Source organism: Flavobacterium sp. CF136 (assembly GCF_000282055.1).
Classification (GTDB): Bacteria; Bacteroidota; Bacteroidia; order Flavobacteriales; family Flavobacteriaceae; genus Flavobacterium.
This window is the reverse complement of the sequence record NZ_AKJZ01000012.1, coordinates 60528-82620: the sequence shown is the minus strand read 5'-3', so window position 1 is coordinate 82620 and position 22093 is coordinate 60528. Positions and strand designations below refer to the sequence as shown.

Here is a 22093-nt window from a genome sequence, read left to right as displayed (position 1 = left end):
GACTTAATTATTTATAAAATGGGTTTTGAACTAGTGCTTTGTTGGTATATAATTCGTATTCATTAATTGGTAAATAATGACTATTTGGATCCTGAAGCTTAGCTATGATAGATTGTTGTTGATCAGCCGGAGCACTAATCAATGCCATACTAATCAATAAATCCAATCGTTCGTAATTATTTCTTCTGACATTTCGTAAAACATCAAACCAACGTTTTCCTTCAAAAGCAAATTCGCGTGCACGTTCTGCTAAAAGATAGTCGGTCATTTGTGCTTTATTAGCAGGATTTACATTTTGAGCGGTTTGGCTGATTGCTCTTCGCTTAGTACGGATATCTTCGATAATAGGAAGAGCTTCTTCTCCTCTTCCTAATTGAATTAAGGCTTCTGCCTGTAAAAGTAAAACATCTGAATATCTGTAAACAAACCAGTGTGTGTTAGATTCCTGGAATGTTTTAATATCTTGCATGTTAAGACCAATAAACTTATATATTTCATTTGTTCCCGGCATGACAGAACATCTTTCACCACGAATGTCAAAATTATTTGGATTGTTAAAATCAATTCCAAATATATCTTCCGTAACCACAGGAGAAGCAATAAATTCCGGTCTTTGATGAAACATATCGTAAAACGGATTCAGGTTTTGTGTGGTATATTGAAATTCAAAAATGCTTTCGGTAGTATTTCCTGTAGCAAATACTCTGTTGAACCAACTGTTGGAAGCAGGAATTAGTTCAAATTTACCTGATTCTTCTATCTTTTTGGTTGCAGCCAAAGCTTCTGTATATTTATCCATCCACAGATAAACATCGGCCTGCATTGCATTAACAGTATAAACAGTAATTCTGCCTTTGTTGGAAGGTATATTTCCATAATCAACAACAGCATATTCTTCTGCTAAGGCTAAATCTTTGATTACCTGTTCGAAAATTTCATTTTGCGGTGTTTTAGCTATTTGGAAATTATCGTTGTCTGAAAGTGTTGCACTTAATTTAAGAGGCACATCCTTAAAAGTACGAGCCAGCGTAAAGTACAAATAGGCTCTGATAGCCAAAGCCTCAGACAGATAATTGTTCAACTGGGTCTGTGTCAGAGTAGGGTCGTTGCTTCTTACTGCCGGAGCCAGTTCAATAACGGTATTACAGTAATTTATAGTTCGATAAAATGCTGCCCAGCTTGTCAAGTCGTTAGAAGACAATATGTTTGATGTCGTGATGTCTCTTTGATCCGGAGTAGTATTTCCAGCAGGCGATATCATATCTGCTCTGATTTCTCCATACATAAACAAATACTCACTGATATTGTAATCAGTTCCATCTGTTGGAGTTTGTGCTGCAGGAGGTCTTTTTAGTAAAGAAGAATATATACCGATAACGGCAGCCTGAACATCTTCTTTAGTTTTCCAGAACTCTTCGCGTACGATTCCGTCCTCAGGTTGTAAATCTAAATAATCGCTGCAGGATGTTACAGTAACAAAGATTAGAAGGATTGCCAGTATGGATTTTATTTTAGTTTGCATAATCAATTTTATTTAGAAACGTGATGTGATACCTAATGATATACGACTTGTAGGAGGAGTTCTGGAGTTATCGATCGCAATTCCAAAAGGATCTCCGGATTTCATACTTACTTCCGGGTCCTGTCCTCTATAATTCGTAAATGTTAGCAAGTTATCAGCTGTTATATAAGTTCTTACTTCGTCCATTCTTAAGCTTTTCAATAATTTTTTTCCCAAAGAATAACTGAAAGTAACTGAACGAAGACGAAGGAAAGAAGCATCTTCTACATATCGATCAGATCCTAACCAATTGTAACCTGCGCCATAAACTGCTCTTGGCATATCCGTTTTGTCACCCGGATTACGCCATCTGGATAATGTTGCAGTACTTTGATTACCCCAGCCGTACATGTTTGTTGTGGTCATATCAGTTCCGTTTACAATATCATAATTCAGACGGAAGTTAAAGAACAGTAATAATTTGAACTGATTGTTGAATATTATATTAGGGCCAAATCCTCCAGTAAGTTTTGGGTTACTGTTTCCTAAATAAACCACATCACGACTGTCGATATTACCATCTTTATTAATATCTTCATAAATAGCATCTCCAGGCTGAAAAGTATAATCGGTATTTGGATAATTAAAGCGCATATAAACCGTTTGACCATTTGGACCTGTAATCACATTTCCATTTGCATCTCTGGCAAGAGTTGCTTCTTTATCCGTATAAACTCCTTTGAAACGGTATCCGTAGAAAGATCCAAACGGGTTATCTTTTTGAAGGAAACGCTTGTATTCTCCATTACGATCCGTATTTCCGCTTTCATTTGGGAAATATTCTGAAATCTCACGAATCATGTTTTCATTACTGGCAATGTTAAAGTTGAATTCTACCTTCCATTTGTCTGTCTTGATCGGGGTTGTAAAAAGACCTAATTCCCAGCCCTGATTATCCATAGTACCTACATTCTGATCCATTTTACTGTATCCTGAAACTGTGGTGATATCAAGATCCTGAAATATCATATCTTTTGTAGTGTTTCGGTAGATTTCTACGTCCAGTTGAACCCGTTTATTAAACATTTGAAGATTGAACCCTAAATTTTTTCCGGTCAGTGTTTCCCAACGGAAATTACTCAATTCAATATTTTGAGGATATACTCCATTAAGGCCTAAGTATTCAGAGGGGAAATTTCCATATACATTGTAATAACGGTAGTCATATCTGGGAGCTTTTCCCGATTGTCCATAACTAAATCTCACACTCAAATCATCTACCCAACTCACATTTTTCATAAAAGATTCTCCCGAAACCCTCCAACGGGCAGATGCCGAAGGAAATAATCCGTATCTGTTTTCCTGGCCAAATCTTGAATTACCATCACCACGTAAACCAACGTTTAAAATGTAACGATCTAATAATCCGTATTGTGCATTCAACAAGCCGCCTAAAGTTCTTGTCTGGCTATTACTGGTGTATAAATTTAATTCTGAATTTTGTGTTCTGGACGGATTTGATGGATCCGTAAGTAATGAAGATGCTGTATTAGAGGTTATTACCTGATGTGACTCATAACGGGAGTCATTAGATTGCAAAGATAAGAGTACGGATAAATTTTGTTTTTCACCAAGATCAGGGGTATATATAAAATTAGTTTTGGTTGTAATATTAGCCATATCAACATCTACATCTGAAGCACGGTTAACTACAGTTTCTGTAATGGGACGTCCTGTGGCATTTTGAGGTAAAAAAGATTTGGCTTTTGTACTATTAAAATCAAATTGCAAATCAAATGTAGAGATGAATTTTTTTGGTATAATGTCAACATTTATATTAAAATGTGGAACAACTCTATTGCTTACCTGATTGTTTGTTGCAAATTCTGCCATTGCAACGGGGTTATAAGTACCTGGATAGCCTCCCTGAACGTTTTGTGCAGGTGAGAAATAATTAGGGGTAAGCACTCCTGATTGATCATATTCAAAAATTCCCATATTCGGCATTTTGCCATAAGAAACACTTCTAAGTAAGTCTTTATCAGTACCTGAGAAATTATTTACATAATTACGGTCTGTACTTGAGAAAGTGTAGGCTATATCCGTTTTAAAACGAATACGATCTGAAACTACATAATCTAAATTTAAACGGGTGCTGATACGCTCAAAACCGGTGCCAATAGTAACTCCTTTAGAATTGTAATACCCTACAGAACTGAAATATCTTGCTCTTTGTCCGCCACCTTGTAAAGAAAGGTTATGATCATGTACCAGACCAACTTGAGATATTGCTTTTGTCCAGTCGGTATTGTTGCTATAGTTTTTATAATAATAAACTTCCTGAGGGTCATATTGAAATTCCTTGATATTTTGTGTGTTTAAAGGTATTCCGTTTCGATTCATATATTCTTCTGGAATCAATTGTGAATATTGATCTCCGTTTAACATCGGGATTGCATCCGGAACTTTTGAACGGGTACCTACAAAAGTGTAGCTAATTTTTGGAGCACTGACTCCTCCACGTTTTGTATTGATGATAATAACACCACCTGCAGCGCGGGAACCCCACAAAGCAGTTGCAGCCGCATCCTTATCAATAGTAATAGTATCTATATCCGAAGGAGCAATATTTAACAATGCCGCATAACCATCATCATCTGCGGTTCCAAAGTTAAAATCTGCAGGAATAGAGGTTTCGTAAGGCATTCCGTCAACAACAATTAAAGGACTGGAAGATCCGGAAATAGAAGAAGCTCCCCTGATCTTGATTTGCATTCCGGCACCCGGATCACCACTAGAAGCAATGATATCCACACCTGCAACACGTCCCTGCAATTGTTCGTCAATAGAAGCGGCTTGAGAGTTGGCTATATCGGCTGCTTTAATGGTAACAGAACTGGTTGTTTTATTTCTGTCTGCAATGTTTAGTAAACCGGTTTCTACCTTTTTTTGTCCTGTCACAACTACAGCATTTAAAGAAGTAATAGTAGATGTTAAAGAAATTTTTATTGTGGTTTTACCATTAATAGAAACCACTTTAGATTTATATCCAATGTTTGTAATTAATAATTTATTGTTAGGGTCTTTAAGGTGTATGGCAAAATTTCCATCGATATCTGATAAAACACCTCCAACGGTACGATTTTCTGAGTCCTGTTCAACAATAGTAGCTGAGGGTATAGGCAATTTGTCTTCTGAATCTACAACCTGACCACGCACTAAGTTATTTTTAGATTCTTGTGCCAGAGATGGTAATGCTGCCATAATAAGCAAGGCAAATGAAAAACGGTAAAGCAAATTGGTTATTTTTTGTTTCATTTTATTCCGTATATAAAAGATAGTTGTCTACTAAATGGATTAAGGTTCTGTCGGCGAGGTTGTTACTTTTGTTTGGGACGAAGTTGGCTGATCTGTTTGCCTTATCAGTAAAGGTTAATACTCCTTTATCACTCATTACTCCTACATAAGTTTTTTCATCACGACTATCTTTTCTTAGAGTTTCGACCTGCCCTCCAAAAAGGCCATCGTCAGAAACGGTTTTGTTAACCAAAATATGATATCGAATAAAATCAGCTACTAAATCTTGTTCTCCTAAGGTAGCCGGGGTAAAGTTGGGCACACCTGTTGTCGTATTGCCGGGAAGTTTTCCATCTTTTACAGCTTGTACAATAGCTGCATTATTTGGTATTACAAATGTGTATGAGCTTCCAACGCTTACTCCTCTGATTTGATCACCGGCAAAATAAATATTAGAGTTTTTCAGATAACTGTAAAAATTAAAATATTCAGAACCGGCTACGGCTAAATTTTTAAGATCCACACCTGGTGGTTCCTCACTAAATTCAAGTAATTTGTCAATATAGTAAGTACGTCCGTTTTGCTGATCTTCGTATCCGAGAATATTAGCCATGTTTCCCAAAACTTCATTTCCTGCAGCATACACTTTATTATTACTCCATTTGATGTATTCACCGGGAATATCCATATCTCCTGAACGTATAATTCCGGAACCGGATAAATCATTTAATTCTCCTTCAGGAGTAGGAACAATACAATTGTATAATACTCGTAACAAACGTAATCGGGCAGGAGTACCTGATAAGGTTGCACCATTTATAGGCGAAACATAATTCCATTCTGATCTGGCCGTGTTATATTCATACCCAAGAGCACGCAACACGGTATCCGATGGAAGGAACAAAGTAAATTTTTGATTGATATTACTGATAATTTCCCTATATGAAGAACCGTCATTGAATAATCGTGTAGCCAAAGTAAATTTAGGATCCAGATAAGCTGAGGTATAAACACTATAAAACAAATTAGATGCCTGTACTTTGTTAGTTCCGTAAAAGAAACCATTGCTTAATACTTTAGCCTCTTTTACATCAGTGCTTAAGTTGAACCTTAAATCCTCATCAAGTCCATTATTAAAGGAGCTCAATTTAGATGGCCATACCGCACCAACTACCATATGTGCTTTAAGCAAATCCTGAAAAATATATTTAGGAAGTTGTTCACGAGTATAGTTTTTAAGTAAAACTTCGTTGATGAATTTTTCTAAAGACGCATTATCAGGAGCAAACAAAGTATAAGCATCACTTTGCCCATCATTGTCCGCTTGTTTTAAAAAGTTTTCATTATTAAGGGAATAAGGCAAAGTGGGGTCATAAAACTTTACGTAAACATCGTCGTTTTTGCCTGTATAATTACGGTAGGTAGTAGTTGCAGACTGGACAAAAGCATAAGTGACCAAATTATCCTCAATCAACTTGCGAAACTCACTGTACTCACTATTACTTTCTAAATATTGATCCAGATTTACTAAGGGAAGTGAAACCTGACTAACTTCCTGTATAATACCATTTTCCGCAATAATATCAGCTTCTTTTATAGTCCCGGCTAATACATTAAAGTCTGTGTATGTTGAATTTGGGAAGAAAAAATTATAGTCATTAGAATTTAAACTTTGTGCCGCAAAATATTCTTTTTCAAAATAAGAAATGTACTTATTGTTGTTATCTCCTGAAGCATATCCTCCATTTCGATTAGATCCTACAACAATCATTGGTTTACTGTTAATTGTCTTAGTTTGAAATCCGTCATAAAAAGCGGTTCTTCTTCTAAAAGCCATATCGGGTACCCATCCGGCTGCAGATTGGTAGTCTGAAAGCTGTTCGGTACGAAAGGCATTGTATATAAGTGCATATCGAACAATTTTTGAAGCAGTTTCAGGATCAACTTTGTTTACATCTGTAATACCCTGTTCCTGAAAAAATTTAGAGAAGGCTTCATCATTTGGGGCCATCATTGTCCAATAACCCGCTTTGCCCAAAATGTCTTTGTATCCGGCTTTCTCAATTAAGATTAAAAGATTCTTAAAATTGCCTCGTGCTTCCAATTGTTGATAAATTGGAGGCTCTAAAGATTCAGGGCGGTCATAGTACTCATCAAAGACGTCCCGGCTACAACTGGTCAGTAAGGTTAGAAATAAAAAGACAAGTAAACAGTAGTGTATTTTTTTCTTCATTCTTGCTTAATTTATAAAATTGAAAAAGGCTGGTTATATCTTCTTAACTTTTTTTTTGTAAATAATTAACATATCAAACCTAAAAGGTTATGTTGCTATTTCTATCCTGTAGTATCCTGTTTTTTTTGATATGTGTTTTTTAATCTGTGATTAAATATTAATATCATAATCTATTAGTTAATATTTTAATAATGTACAAAATCTAGTATTTGTAAGGCTTTGACCTGCCAAACTCTCCCTGTACTTGGTGTAAAAAGAACACTTCGAAAAAAAATGATATTTTTTTGAAATTCATAAAAAAAGAATGTGTAAAATAAATAATTGATGATTTTGAAGAAAATTCAGACGAAATAAAATCTTAATTATTCTAAATTGAGGGCAGATTTGAAGCTAAAAAAGCATGACAATTTATAGTTTAGATTCATTTTTTAAAAAAGAATCTAAACTGATGAAGAGGGTGTAATTCAAAATAGATGTCAGGCTGAGAGGAGTCGAAGCCCTTTCCGTGTAAAATTTATCATGAGCGAAGCCGAATGGGCATAAGATGACAATGATTTCTGGAAGTATAAAAATGTTTTGCTCAAATTTATACTTTTTGATTTATATCAAATAAGAGTTTCAATCAATTCTAACCAACGAGTTAAATTAATAAGTAAATCACTATAATTGATCTCTTGCTGTTTATTAAAGCGTACATTTGAAGTAAATGATGAAAAACTAATGGATAATAAAGAGAATATAAGGATTTTACTCACTGATGACGATCAGGACGACAGAGATTTTTTTGCTTATGCAATAGAAGATATTCACCTTAATTTCCCTGTTGAATTTTGTAAAAATGGTTTGGAACTTTTAAATCGTCTTTATGATAAAAATCTTTTTGTCCCGGACATCATTTTTTTAGATCTTAATATGCCGATAATGTCCGGTTTTGAAACTTTGCAGCAAATTAGAGAAGATGTTCTGTTTAAAGACATTCCGGTTATAGCAATCTATTCTACTTCAGCATCTGAAGAAGGTATAAAAAACACTTTTGGATTAGGTGCCAATGCCTATATTGTTAAACCTGTTGATTTTGATGATTTAAAGAAATTATTAAGGAAGGTTATCGAAATGGATTGGAAAGAAAAGTTGAAACATTCAGCATTAGAATCTTTTATAATTACGATCTAGGTTTTTAAAGAATTTAATAACTGTACTGTTTTGCATTGATTTATACTCCTTGCATACTACCCAATATAATTAATATTAGAAATCATGCATACCCAAAAAAACGTTCTGCCTACGGCTACCAGACAAGATTTTCCTATAGTAGGTATAGGAGCTTCAGCAGGCGGACTTGAAGCTTTTAGCCAGTTTATTGATGCGATTCCTAATGATTCCCAAATGGCGTATGTCATTGTGCAGCATTTACATCCAATGCACGATAGCATACTCACAGAACTTCTTTCCCGTGTCGCTAAAATACCAATTAATGAAATCACGGATGATATTCATTTAGCCCCAAATAATATTTACGTCATTCCGGAAAATAAAATGCTGACCTCTTTTGATGGAGTTCTAAAATTAAGCCCCCGTATAAAAGACACAAAAAATCAGGCAATAGATATTTTTTTTACTTCATTGGCCGAAGTTCATCTTGACTTGGCATACGGTATATTGCTTTCAGGAAATGGATCTGACGGGACAATTGGCCTAAGAGCAATTAAAAAACACGGAGGTATTACTTTTGCCCAGGATATTGATGCTGCTAATAATGAAATGCCGCAAAATGCTATTAATGCCGGAGTTGTTGATTATGTAATGTCGCCAGCAAAAATAGTAGAGAAATTGATTGAGTTTTCAAAAGCGGAAGCTCTTGCAGCTGAAGAAAATGAATCAGATGATGAAGCGGTATTTCAGGAAATTATTAAAATTTTACGTCATCATAGCGGGGTTGATTTCACCTATTATAAACAAACTACGATACGCCGGCGTATTGCCAGAAGAATGACATTGAACAAAATTATCAGTCTTAGGGATTATCTTAAAATTTTGCGAGGAGATAAATTAGCATCTGAAGATTTATTTAACGACCTGCTTATACCTGTAACGGAATTTTTTAGGGATATCAAAATTTTTCAGATAATGAAAGAAAAAATTTTCCCGCTACTGACCAACAGGGTAACAGAAGGAAACTCAATACGTATTTGGATTGCAGGCTGCTCTACCGGCGAAGAAGCTTATACTTTAGCCATTGCTCTTCATGAATTTTTAGGAGAGAACCTTGAAGGAAAAGAAATTCAGATTTTTGCCTCCGATATTTCAGAAGTAGCAATTGCAAAAGCAAGAATCGGTTTTTATAGAAAGTCTCAAATGCGGAATGTTTCCGAAACTATTCTTACCAAATATTTTACTCCAAATATAAACGGGTATAAAATAAAAAGACAAATTAGGGATTTGTGCATTTTTGCTGTTCATAATTTTTTGACAGATCCGCCATTTGCTAAAATGGATTTAATTACCTGTAGGAATGTATTCATTTATATGGATTCATTTTTGCAAAAAAAGGCATTAACTACATTTCATTACGCCTTAAAAGAAAATGGATTTTTACTTTTAGGGAAATCGGAAACTGCTGTTCCGGCTGCTGAATTTTTTCAGCCATTTGATAAAGCAGGAAAAATATATACCCGAAAAATGGCTTCCGGAAGATTTGTACATTCAGGTTTGGGAGCTAATGACAAATTAAAAAGTTTTAAAACTGATATTCAAAGAAAAGAAATTATCAAAGAGGATTTTAGAAAAAGTGCAGAATCACTACTGCTTTCAAAATATACGCCGGCGAGTGTCATTGTAAATGAACAAATGGATATTGTACATATAAATGGAACTATTGCAGAATTTATTGAGCTTTCGTCTGGAAAACCTACATTTAATCTGCTCAAAATGGCTCGCGAAGGACTCGCTTTTGAACTGCGAAATGCCTGGCACAAAACCAGGGAAACAGGATCATCAATAATAAAAGAAGGCATTCAGATTAAAAATAAAGGAAGCATAAGTGAAATCACCATTGAAGTACAACCATTGGAGGATACCTCTGATCCTTATTTTTTAGTATTGTTTTACAAAAGCATTATTAGAAAAGAAAATGTGCCCACAAATGGGTTTACAGCTGAAGAAATACGCGACGACGTAAATTTAAGAAGGATTGCACAACTTGAAAAAGAATTAGCCAAAATACACGATGACGTAAATGCTATTAGCGAAGAGCATGAAGCATCTAACGAAGAACTGCAGAGTGCTAATGAAGAATTATTGAGCGGCAGTGAGGAATTGCAAAGTCTTAATGAAGAGCTGGAAACTTCTAAAGAAGAATTACAATCCAGTAACGAAGAACTTTTGCAAATTAACCAGGAACTTTTAAACAAGCAGCAAGAGATTAATATTTCAAAAAATTATACAGAGGCTATTGTGGCTACTCTTAGGGAACCTATTGTAGTCCTGGATAGCATGCTGAGAATAAAAAACATTAATAGGGCATTTTCTAAAAAATATAATATTGCAAAAGAGGAAGCTGCAGGCAAGCTCATTTATGAAATCCAAAATCATCTTTTTGACAATCTTCCCATGCGTGCAATGCTTGAAAAAGTACTTGTGGAAAAAACACAGCTTGATGATTATCAAATATCTGTAAATCTTTTACCTTATGGTGAAAGTATCATGTTGCTAAATGTCAGGCAAGTAACCAATGAAACCAGTAAAAAACAATTGATTCTGCTCGCTATTGAAGATATTACGGAACGGAGAATTATTGAAAAGAGATTGCAGGTATTGTCAGATGGTTTTGAAGCCAAAGTTGAGGAACGTACTTTAGATTTGTTAATAGCTAATGAAGAGCTTGAAAGTTCTCTCAAGAATTTGAATGTTGCCAATGTTCAATTACAAGAGTATGCATATATAGCAAGTCATGATTTGCAGGAACCATTGCGCAAGATATTAATGTTTATAAGCAGGCTTTTAGGAATGGAAGAAAATATTTCTGAGGAGGCACTTGTTTTACTTGAAAAAATCAGCAAATCGTCCATTAGGATGAACACGCTTATCAAAGACTTACTGGCTTATTCCTCTCTTAATAATCCGGACAGGCAATTTGTAGCTACAGATTTAAATGTGGTCATAGAAAATATTCTCATTGATTTTGAGCTGTTGATTCATGAACATAAGTTTGAAATAAAAGTTGGGCAATTGCCAATTATTAATGCCATTCCGCTGCAAATGAATCAGCTTTTTTATAATTTGATAAGCAATTCGCTAAAGTTTTATAAAAATGATGGTTCAGTTCCTAAAGTGCAGATAAGTTCAAAAAAACTTACCTTAAAACAAGTTAAAAATTATCCTGTTTTAGATACCAGATTTGATTATTGTGAGATAATAATTAAAGATAATGGTATAGGTTTTAATAAAGAGTATGAAAATAAGATTTTTACAATTTTTCAAAGGCTTCACAGTAATGAAGTGTATATGGGTACTGGTATTGGACTATCGATTGGTAAAAAAATTGTAGAAAATCATCTGGGAATTATTTTTTCCAAAGCAGAAGAAAATATTGGGGCAGAATTTCATATTATATTGCCGATGTGAAACATGTTTCATTATTAGAAAAACAGAGCCAATATGTGGGTGCCAAAAAAGTAAATACTATTTTAATTCGTTTTGGCTGAGAGGATTAATTCTAAATATCGTATTTAAATGCCGGACAAAATATATTCATAAAACAATAAAAAAGCAATCGTTAAATAATTTCCAAATATAAATAATAGGTTTTATAACCAAATTTAAAATGCCCTCTAAAAATATTTTTAGAGGGCATTTATTTTTTTTAAACTTTTTACTTTTTAGATTCCAAAAGCAGCTCTTGCTCCTCCAGAAACAAAAATGGCAGCCATTCTGTTTTTCTGACCTGTTGTAAACATGTACATTGCATTATCATCAGTATAGTCCATGTAGTTCATTGTCATTTCTACAGGAGTTCCGGAACATGTACTGTAATGTGGGTAAGCCGGTACACCAAAATTAGGATCGTTATGAGTTGGAGTATCAGATACTAAATCGCTTCCGCAAGTTGCATCTCCCCAAATATGACGTAAATTCATCCAGTGACCTACTTCGTGAGTTCCTGTTCTTCCTAAGTTAAATGGTGCATTTGCTGAACCGGATAATCCGAAAAATCTGTAGTCAATTACAACTCCATCAGTTGCAGAAGCTCCACCAGGAAATTGAGCATAACCTAAGATATCGCCACCAATAACACAAGACCATAAGTTTAGTTTTGTTGTAGGAGAAGTTGGTGCCAAACCACCCTGAGCAGTTTTTTTCATAGCATCATTTGTACCCCAAGAACTTTTTGTTGTAGATTTTCTAATTACCTGATCTAAAACAAAAGTGATTCCTACATTAGCTTTCACACCTGCAAATAATGCCGGTACACTGTTGTAGTCTGAATTTAAGGCATTGAAATCTTTGTTTAAGACATCAATTTGAGATTGAATTTGAGCAGTCGAAATGTTTTGTGCAGTAGTTTTGTATAAAACATTTACGACAACAGGAATTTCGACTTTTCCATTTACTAAACGGCCAGTAAAACCATTAAGAAGTTGTTTTGAAGTAAAAGCTTCGATTTCATTCATTCTGATAGCCAACATAGGGTCAGCTTTTAATTGTGCTTCTAAAACTTCCTGAGAGGCACATCTGCGATGGGTAATTGCACTCATGTTTGAATCTGTAGATTCAGCTGTTTGGTCATTTTGACAAGAAAACAGTAACAGTGCGGCCACTGCAGATAAAAGAACTTTTTTCATAATAATAGGGGTTTTTTTGTTATAAAATTGTTTATTCGTTAACATTAATGCAATTTTATAACAAAAAAAACACCTGAACAAATTTTTTAAACAATTTATTAGCATAAATTTAACAATCCCTTGTATAGTCTAGTTCTTACAAAAAAATAAAAAATAATTTAAGAAGTTAATTCGTACAAAATAACACTTGTAGCCTGCGAAACATTCATGCTACTGTTCTTTCCAAACATGTTTATATGAACAATTTGGTTCGAAATTTTTAAAAGTTCATCAGAAACCCCGTTAATTTCACTACCAATTAAAACTGCAATTTTTTTATTTTCAGGAATTATGATTTCTTTTAGAGGTTTGCTGTTGTTTGTAATTTCTAAGGCAATAATTTCAAACTTATTTTCCAGCAAATAAGTAATTAATTCAGATGTTTCTTCGATTATCTGATGAGGTACATAAAGGTGGGTACTTCTTGATGTTTTGTTTATTTTACGGGGAGTAAGCGGAATATCTTTTCCTAAAAAGATGATGTTTTCGACTCCAAAAGCTTCACTAATCCTAAAAAGGGAACCAATATTTTGTTGAAAGTAAATATGATCGCAAACGAGTGTTATCGGAAATGTTTTTCTTTCAAATTGGTTTTCTTCGTGAGTAAGCTGCACTTTTTAGAAATTAATTGGTGAATATATAGTTGATAATATTAGCGCCCATTTTTAACGCTTTGTCCCTGACGTTTGCAGGATCGTTATGTACTTCCGGATCTTCCCAGCCATCTCCTAAATCACATTCGTACGTATATAAAAGCACTAATTTATTTTCAATAAAAATTCCAAATGCCTGTGCGCGGGTACCGTCGTGTTCGTGAATTTTTGGCAATCCGTTTGGAAAAGGGAAAGGTTTTTGAAAAATGGCATGATTGGCCGGAATTTCGACTAAATTATTGTTAGGGAATATTTTTTTGATTTCTTTTCGGATATATTGATCCATTCCGTAATTATCATCAATATGCAAAAAACCGCCGCCGTTTAAATAATTTCTAAGGTTACTTATATCAGCGTCACTGAAAACAACATTTCCGTGGCCGGTCATATGAACAAAAGGATATGAAAGTAAATCGGGATTACTTGGTTCAACCGTAGACGGTTTAGCTTTTATTCTGGTATTGATATTAGCATTACAAAATCTGATTAAGTTAGGCAATGAGGTAGGATTAGCGTACCAATCACCGCCGCCGCTATATTTTAATAAAGCAATTTCCTGGGAAAATGATGAAACTGAAACGAATAAAAACAAAAGAAATATTTTTTTCATATAATTTATATTTTTTTGTCATTTCGACGAAGGAGAAATCATACTAGAAACTTCGCACAGAAAGTCGTCAATCTTTGTCGAATCCCGCGTGTGATTTCTCCTTCGTCGAAATGACAAAGCTAAGCCATCAAAATGATAAAACTAATTCGTCGAAATGACAAAACTAGGCTTATTTATTAGTTATTTCATTAAAAAAAACAACACTATGACAAGCGACAATAGCCGCAGTTTCAGTTCTTAAACGAGTATTCCCTAAAGTTACAGGCTGAAAATTATTTTCTAAAGCCAATGCAATTTCTTTTTCCGAAAAATCTCCTTCAGGGCCAATCAGCATTGTAACATTTTCGTTTGATCTTAAAATTTCTTTCAACGATTTTTTATCGGTTTCTTCACAATGTGCAATCAAATTTAAGCCCTCATTTTTTTGTTTAATGAATTCTTTAAATGAAACTGCCTGATTTAATTTTGGTAAAAATGTTTCATTTGATTGTTTCATTGCCGAAAGAATAATTTTCTCAAAACGTTCCGGATTAATTGCTTTTCTTTCAGATCGATCGCAAAAAACCGGTGTAATTTCCTGAATACCAATTTCGGTAGCTTTTTCCAAAAACCATTCAAAACGATCATTCATTTTGGTTGGTGCTACAGCTAAATGCAAACGGAATTTTGGTTCGTCAGCTTTTTTTACGGAAAGAACCTGAACGGTACATTTGTTATCTGAAGCCAAAGTAATTTTAGTTTCAAATAAAAATCCCAAACCATTGGTAACGTGTAAGATATCCGAATCTTTTTTTCGTAAAACCTTTATAATATGACGGCTTTCTTCTTTGTCAAAAGAAAAGCTTTCGGTAGTTTCGTCTATATCCGGATTGTAAAATAATTGCATAATTTAAAATTGAATTCGCGCTTTCGAAACAACTGCAGAAGTCTCAAAACGATTTGATAAGTATTTTTGATATCCTACAATTCCTATCATTGCAGCATTGTCGGTAGTATATTCGAATTTTGGAACAAAGGTTTTCCAACCGTATTTGCTTTCACTTTCTTTTAATCGCGTTCTTATTCCTGAATTTGCCGAAACTCCTCCGCCAATTGCAATTTGTCTGATTCCGGTTTCTTTTACGGCTAATTTTAATTTATCCATCAAAATTTCAATAATTGTATATTGAATAGAAGCACAAATATCATTCAGGTTTTCTTCAATAAAATTTGGGTTCTCTAATTTTTTCTTTTGAATAAAATATAAGATTGCTGTTTTTAATCCGGAGAAACTAAAATCTAATCCGGGAACTTTAGGTTTTGTAAAAGCAAAAGCTTTAGGATTTCCTAATTGGGCATATTTATCAATCAAAGGTCCGCCAGGGTAGGGAAGTCCAAGTATTTTAGCACTTTTGTCAAAAGCTTCACCAACGGCGTCATCGGTAGTTTCTCCAATAATTTCCATATCAAAAAAACCGTTTACTTTCACAATTTGGGTATGTCCTCCGCTAATTGTCAGGGCCAGAAAAGGAAATTCCGGTTTATCAAAACCTTCTTCGTCTATAAAATGGGCCAATATATGTGCATGCATGTGATTAACAGCAATTAACGGAATATTTAGGGCTAATGATAATGATTTACTAAAAGAACTTCCAACCAGAAGGGAACCCATTAATCCGGGTCCCTGGGTAAAGGCAATGGCTGTTAGCTGTTCTTTTCGTACATTTGCCTTTCGAAGTGCTGCATCAATTACCGGAACAATATTTTGCTGATGCGCCCTGGAAGCTAATTCAGGAACTACACCACCATATTGATTGTGAATTAACTGATTGGCTACAACATTTGAGAGAACTTTATCGTTATGTAAAACCGCGGCGGCAGTATCATCGCATGAACTTTCGATGGCAAGAATAAAAACCTCTGAATTTTGCATATAAAGGCACAAATTTTGAATTATATTTGACAAATCAAATTTTTAAATTTCTTTGATTAAAAATAGAAGCCAAAATTAAAGAATTTTTATCAGAAACAGTTGTTCTTTACCTGTTCAAATAAATTTAAAAGAAAACTAAAATAAAAGCAGTTATCAAAAAAGTAAAAAAAATAGTATCTCGTACCCTAATTGGGCTAATTTTACTATTATTAGTACTTGCTATTGTTTTGTCTTTACCTATTGTACAGACTAAAATTGCCCGTTATATTACAGAAACGCTCAATACCGATTTTAAAACCAATATCAGTATTGATAAAGTGGCAATAAATATTTTTGGAGGTGTTAAGCTCAAAAAAGTATTGATTTTAGACCATCACAAAAAAACTTTAATTTATTCAGATATTATTACCACTGATATTTTAAGTGTGACCAGATTAATTGATGGAGACTTAATTTTTGGGGATGTTCGTTTAACGGGATTGATTTTTAATTTAAAAACGTACAAAAACGAAGACGAAAATAATATCAATGTGTTTATACGATTATTTGAATCGGGCAAACCAACCAAATCAAAAAAGCATTTTTTATTAACTTCTAAAAATGCCTATATTTCTAAAGGGACATTTTCTGTAATTGACGAAAATAAAAAGACGCCAAGGATTATAGATTTTAAGAAATTAAATGCTTATATCAGTGATTTCAAATTATATGGCTCTGAAATAAATACGAATATTCACAGATTTTCCTTTTTAGATCATAGGGGATTATATGTTTCAAACTTAATATCTAAGTTTAGTTATACCAAAAAACAAATAAAACTTGAAGATTTAACTATACTGACCAAAAGATCTAATATTTATGGAAAGGCAATTTTAAATTATAAAGTCAAGGATTTTTTAGAATTTACGGATAAAGTTAGATTTAATGTGACATTAGATTCAGCTTCACTAGCTTCAAATGATATTCGATATTTTTATAATGGATTAGGTAAAAACCAGCATTTTAAAATTAAAACTAAAATACAGGGGCCTCTGAATAATCTTAATTTTAATGGTCTTAGATTGAGTGACAGAAACGGTTCGAGAATTGTAGGGAATATTAATTTCAGAAATCTTTTAGGAAATAAATCTCAAAAATTTTCTATGTATGGAAAGTTTAACAAACTGGTTTCAAGTTATGATAATCTGGTTGTTTTGTTACCAAATGTTTTAGGGAAAAAATTGCCTAAAGAATTGCAAAGAATTGGCAAATTTAATATTGTAGGAACTGCAAATGTATCGACCACAGATTTAGAAACTAAATTTAAAATGGTTACTGATTTAGGAAACGGTCAGGTAGAATTGAATATGAATAATATTGATTTTATAGATAAGGCATCCTATTCAGGCAATATTGTTTTGGATAATTTTGATATAGGCGCTTTACTGAACAGAAAAGATATCGGTAAAACAACTTTAAATCTGGATGTTGACGGAGTTGGTTTTTCTAAGAAATATCTAAACACTATTGTAAAAGGAGATATCGCCAAATTTGATTATAATAATTACACCTATAATAATATTGTTGTAAACGGTAATTTTAAATTGCCTTATTATAAAGGACAGCTTTCTGTAAACGATCCTAATTTGAGTTTGACTTTTGATGGTTTGGTCGATTTAAGCAAACGTGAGAATAAATATGATTTTCATTTAAATGTTGAAAATGCCGATTTAAGAAAACTCAAATTAGTAAAAGATTCTATTTCTTACTTTAAAGGGAATGCTATTGTCGCCGTTACAGGAAATTCTATAGAAACCCTTCAGGGTAATATTTATATAAAAGATGCCGTTTATCAAAATCCACAAGCAATTTATGCCTTTGATGAGCTTACAATAAATTCCAGTTTTGATGCAGATAGGTTACGAACAATAACCGTCAATTCTACGGATATTATAAATGGAAAAATAGTTGGTAAATTCCAATTTGATCAGTTAGATAAATTAGTATTGAATTCTGTTGGAAGTCTTTATACGAATTACAAACCATATAAAGTTAAAAAAGGGCAATTTTTGAAATTTAATTTCCATGTATACAATAAAGTGGTTGAAATGTTGTATCCGGATATAAAAATTGACTCAAGTACTGTTTTTAGAGGTAAAATTGATTCTGACAAACAAGAATTCAAATTTAAATTTAATTCACAAAAAATAACAGCCTCTAAAAATACATTTGATAATATCCGAATCAATATTGATAATAAAAATCCGCTATATAATGCTTTTGTGGAACTGGATAGTATCAAAACGCCTTATTATAAGGTTCGGGATTTTAGTCTGGTAAATGTTACTTCAAAAGACACTCTATTTGTCCGTTCTGAATTTAAAGGAGGGGATAAGGGTGAGGATTACTACAATCTGAATTTATATCATACCATAGATAAAAATAAAAACAATATAGTTGGAATTCATAAATCCGAAATGAAATTTAAAGACTATTTATGGTATTTGAACGAAAATGAAGAACACAATAATCAAGTAGTTTTTGATAAAGATTTTAAAAATTTCACTATTGACAACATTATATTGTCTCATCAGGACCAAAAAATTGATTTAAATGGTGTTATAAAAGGAACAGATTATAAAGACGTCGTTCTAAATTTTGAAGATGTTGATATTAATAAAATAACACCTTTAAACAATAAGTTTGTAGTAAACGGGAATTTAAACGGAAGTATAAATTATAAACAGAATAAAAATGTCTATCAGCCAACTGCCTCAATTGAAATTGATCATCTGAATTTAAACAAGATTGAGTTAGGGACTTTAAAGTTTGATATAGCTGGAGATGAAGCATTTAAAAAATTCACGATAAATTCTTCTATAGAAAATGGTTTTACTGAATCTTTTAAAGCTGAAGGAAGTTTCGCAATTCAAAATAAAGAAACAATTTTAGACTTAAACTTAAAACTTGATGGTTTTAATTTGGCAACTTTAGGAACTATTGGAGGTAATGTATTGTCAAATATAAGAGGAACTGCATCAGGAAATGCTGCAATAGCAGGAAACCTTAAAAAACCGGAAATCAATGGAAGGCTTTATGTAGAAAAAGCGGGTATGACGGTTACTTATCTTAATACAGATTATGAATTAAACGATCGTACCGTTATCGATTTGACAGATGAAAAGTTTTTGTTCAGAAACAATCAATTAACAGATACAAAGTTTAAAACAAAAGGTTTGTTGAATGGAAGTATAGAACATAAAAATTTTGGAGATTGGAAATTAGACCTAACGATAACCTCAAAACGATTATTGGCATTAGATACGAAAGATAGCGAAGATGCTGCTTATTTTGGAACCGCTTTTATCAATGGTACGGCAAGTATAAAAGGACCAACGGAAGGGTTGTTTATTAAAGTAGATGCCAAATCAGAGAAAGGTACAGAGATAAAAATACCTATTAATAATGTGCAGAGTGTAGGGGAAAATAGTTTTATTCATTTTGTGACACCAAAGGAAAAATATAATTTGGCTAATGGTATCATCGAAAAAACAAAAAATTATAACGGTCTTGAATTAGAATTTGATTTTGATATTACCCCCGATGCTGAAGTAGAGGTAATCCTGGACCGGAATTCAGGTCATGGTATGAAAGGAAGAGGTCATGGATCATTGCTGTTTAAAATTAATACACTAGGTAAGTTTAACATGTGGGGGGATTTTCAGGCATATGAAGGAACCTACAATTTTAAATATGGTGGATTAATTGATAAAAAATTCGCTGTCAGAAAAGGAGGTTCGATCATTTGGGAAGGAAACCCAATGAAAGCACAGCTAAATTTGGAAGCCGTTTATAGAACAATTGCAAATCCGGCAGTTTTATTAGAGAATTCTTCCTTTAATAAAAAGGTTCCTGTAGAGGTTGTCATAGGGTTAAAAGGGGATTTAGCTAGTCCGGATCCGAATTTTGACATTGAATTTCCATCTGTAAGCAGTGTTTTAAAATCGGAAATCCAATATAAATTAGATGATAAGGATGTTCGTCAGACACAAGCTTTATATTTATTATCGACAGGTTCTTTCATGAGTACAGATGGTTTTAGTCAGGGAGATTTATCAGGAACATTTGCAGAAACTGCATCGAGTTTGTTAGGAGGGATCATTAAATCTGATAATGATAAAATAAATGTAGGACTGAATTACATATCTGCTGATAAAAGAATAGGACAGGAGGCAGATGGTCAGGTTGTGGCTACAGTTTCATCTCAAATCAATGAAAAAATTACCATTAATGGAAAAGTAGGGGTGCCGGTTGGAGGTATTAATGAATCAGCAATTGTTGGAAATATAGAAGTACAATATCGAATCAATGAAGATGGGACTGCCAATTTGCGTTTGTTCAATAAAGAAAATGATATTAGTTATATAGGTCAGGGAATTGGCTACACGCAAGGTGTCGGTATTACGTATGAAGTAGATTTTGATACTTTTAGTGAATTAGTCAATAAAATTTTTAAAAAGCATAAAATAGAAAAAGTTAAAAGTTCTTCTGATGATTTGCAGGATTCTAATTTGAATCCGGATTATATAAATTTTTCGAATTCTAAAAAAGAATCAAAAAAGGATAAAAAAGATGCGGATAAAAAAGAAGAAGAAAAACAGCAAGAAAACAATAATAATAACCAAGGTTTAATACCGGATGATGATTATTAATTTTGTAATTGTTTAAGCAGTTTTTTAAATGCTTTTTATTTTAGTGATTTGCTTTTATAAAAAACAACCTGAAATCCAGAGAATTATAACAGTTCATTTATAGATTGTTAATTTTACATTTTTAATTAAAAAATGTGCCTTTTATTATTTTAAATGAATTTTTTGGTATAGTAAAACTTATTAACCGAAAACGTTTGAATTTAGTTTTTTTATTAATTTATTATAAGCATCCACTGAAAAGTGATGAATGTTTGCTAATTTTACACTTTAATACTTAAATAATGCCAAAAACAATAAAAAAAGTAGGTGTTCTTACCTCAGGAGGAGACTCGCCAGGAATGAATGCCGCAATAAGAGCAGTTGTTCGAACATGCGCATATCATAATATAGAATGTTTGGGAATTTATAGAGGATACCAGGGAATGATTGAAGGAGACTTCAAAGAAATGGGACCTCGAAGTGTGAATAATATTGTAAATAAAGGAGGTACGATTTTAAAATCGGCACGCTCAACTGAATTCAGAACACCTGAAGGTAGAAAAAAAGCCCATGAAAACTTATTAAAAGCCGGAGTAGATGCTTTGGTAGTTATAGGTGGAGATGGAAGTTTTACCGGAGGTTTGATATTTAATTCAGAATTTGGTTTTCCGGTAATGGGAATTCCAGGGACAATTGATAACGATATTTTTGGGACAAGTCACACCTTAGGATATGATACTGCCTTAAATACAGTTGTAGATTGTATTGATAAAATCAGAGATACAGCAAGTTCACATAACCGATTGTTTTTTGTAGAGGTTATGGGTAGAGATGCCGGTCATATTGCCCTTAACGCAGGAATCGGTGCCGGTGCCGAAGAAATTCTTATTCCTGAAGAAGATTTAGGTCTTGAAAGACTTTTAGACTCACTTCAAAAAAGTAAAGCTTCAGGGAAATCATCAAGTATAGTAGTTATTGCCGAAGGTGATAGAATTGGTAAAAACGTTTTCGAATTAAAAGATTACGTTGAAGCTAATCTGCCTGAATATGACGTAAGAGTTTCAGTTCTTGGTCATATGCAGCGTGGAGGTTCTCCGTCTTGTTTTGATCGTGTATTAGCCAGCCGTTTAGGAGTAAAGGCTGTAGAATCCTTAATAGATGGTAAGTCAAATTATATGGTTGGTTTACAACAGGATAAAGTAACTTTGACCCCATTGGAGCAAGCGATTAAAGGAAAATCGGAAATCGACAGAGAATTATTGAGAGTATCAGATATCATGTCAACATAACATAAAAGGAAACGAAGTTTATAAGTGAGGAAATTAGACTTTAAATTAG

12 protein-coding genes are annotated in these 22093 nt (G+C 33.3%); 4 read left to right on the top strand and 8 right to left on the bottom strand.

Going from position 1 to position 22093, the window contains the following annotated elements; genetic code table 11:
* Positions 1-7: 7 nt before the first annotated feature.
* Genes PMI10_RS05270 through PMI10_RS05260 form a run of 3 tightly spaced genes read right to left on the bottom strand, consistent with a single transcriptional unit; the run spans position 8 to position 7031 of the window.
* Positions 8-1522 carry a RagB/SusD family nutrient uptake outer membrane protein gene (locus PMI10_RS05270; protein WP_007805354.1) on the bottom strand — a complete coding sequence of 505 codons (1515 nt, stop codon included), beginning with the start codon at positions 1520-1522 and terminating at the stop codon, positions 8-10.
* Between the two features lie 12 nt (positions 1523-1534).
* Positions 1535-4819, bottom strand: a complete 3285-nt coding sequence (locus tag PMI10_RS05265) for a SusC/RagA family TonB-linked outer membrane protein (protein WP_007805353.1) — start codon at positions 4817-4819, stop codon at positions 1535-1537.
* A gap of 1 nt (position 4820) precedes the next feature.
* A complete protein-coding gene (locus tag PMI10_RS05260) occupies positions 4821-7031 on the bottom strand; it encodes a fasciclin domain-containing protein (protein WP_007805350.1) in 2211 nt (736 codons plus the stop codon).
* A 720-nt stretch (positions 7032-7751) separates the two neighbouring features.
* Between PMI10_RS05260 and PMI10_RS05255 the strand changes: the two genes are divergently transcribed.
* Entirely contained in the window at positions 7752-8204 is a 453-nt protein-coding gene (locus tag PMI10_RS05255) for a response regulator (RefSeq protein WP_035631406.1), read from the top strand.
* 84 nt (positions 8205-8288) lie between these two features.
* The gene (locus PMI10_RS05250) at positions 8289-11654 is read left to right on the top strand and encodes a CheR family methyltransferase (RefSeq protein ID WP_007805345.1); all 3366 of its coding nucleotides are present in this window, start codon (positions 8289-8291) and stop codon (positions 11652-11654) included.
* A 254-nt stretch (positions 11655-11908) separates the two neighbouring features.
* Here PMI10_RS05250 and PMI10_RS05245 read toward each other — a convergent pair whose 3' ends face one another.
* The 5 genes from PMI10_RS05245 to tsaD all read right to left on the bottom strand — a co-directional run bounded on the left by PMI10_RS05245 (position 11909) and on the right by tsaD (position 16085).
* Positions 11909-12871, bottom strand: coding sequence for a zinc metalloprotease (locus PMI10_RS05245; protein WP_035631421.1), 963 nt, complete (start codon positions 12869-12871; stop codon positions 11909-11911).
* A 158-nt stretch (positions 12872-13029) separates the two neighbouring features.
* Positions 13030-13524: a TrmH family RNA methyltransferase gene (locus PMI10_RS05240; protein WP_007805341.1), complete on the bottom strand. Its 495-nt coding sequence runs from the start codon at positions 13522-13524 to the stop codon at positions 13030-13032.
* Between the two features lie 10 nt (positions 13525-13534).
* Positions 13535-14173 (bottom strand): DUF4159 domain-containing protein, encoded by a 639-nt coding sequence (locus PMI10_RS05235; protein WP_007805339.1) that lies wholly within the window; start codon positions 14171-14173, stop codon positions 13535-13537.
* Between the two features lie 169 nt (positions 14174-14342).
* Positions 14343-15059: a 16S rRNA (uracil(1498)-N(3))-methyltransferase gene (locus PMI10_RS05230; protein ID WP_007805336.1), complete on the bottom strand. Its 717-nt coding sequence runs from the start codon at positions 15057-15059 to the stop codon at positions 14343-14345.
* Between the two features lie 3 nt (positions 15060-15062).
* Positions 15063-16085, bottom strand: a complete 1023-nt coding sequence (gene tsaD / locus PMI10_RS05225; protein WP_007805335.1) for a tRNA (adenosine(37)-N6)-threonylcarbamoyltransferase complex transferase subunit TsaD — start codon at positions 16083-16085, stop codon at positions 15063-15065.
* Between the two features lie 227 nt (positions 16086-16312).
* Between tsaD and PMI10_RS05220 the strand changes: the two genes are divergently transcribed.
* Complete coding sequence (locus PMI10_RS05220) at positions 16313-20776, top strand: translocation/assembly module TamB domain-containing protein (RefSeq protein ID WP_007805333.1); 4464 nt, start codon at positions 16313-16315, stop codon at positions 20774-20776.
* A 281-nt stretch (positions 20777-21057) separates the two neighbouring features.
* Positions 21058-22044 (top strand): 6-phosphofructokinase, encoded by a 987-nt coding sequence (gene pfkA / locus PMI10_RS05215; RefSeq protein ID WP_007805330.1) that lies wholly within the window; start codon positions 21058-21060, stop codon positions 22042-22044.
* Positions 22045-22093 lie beyond the last annotated feature (49 nt).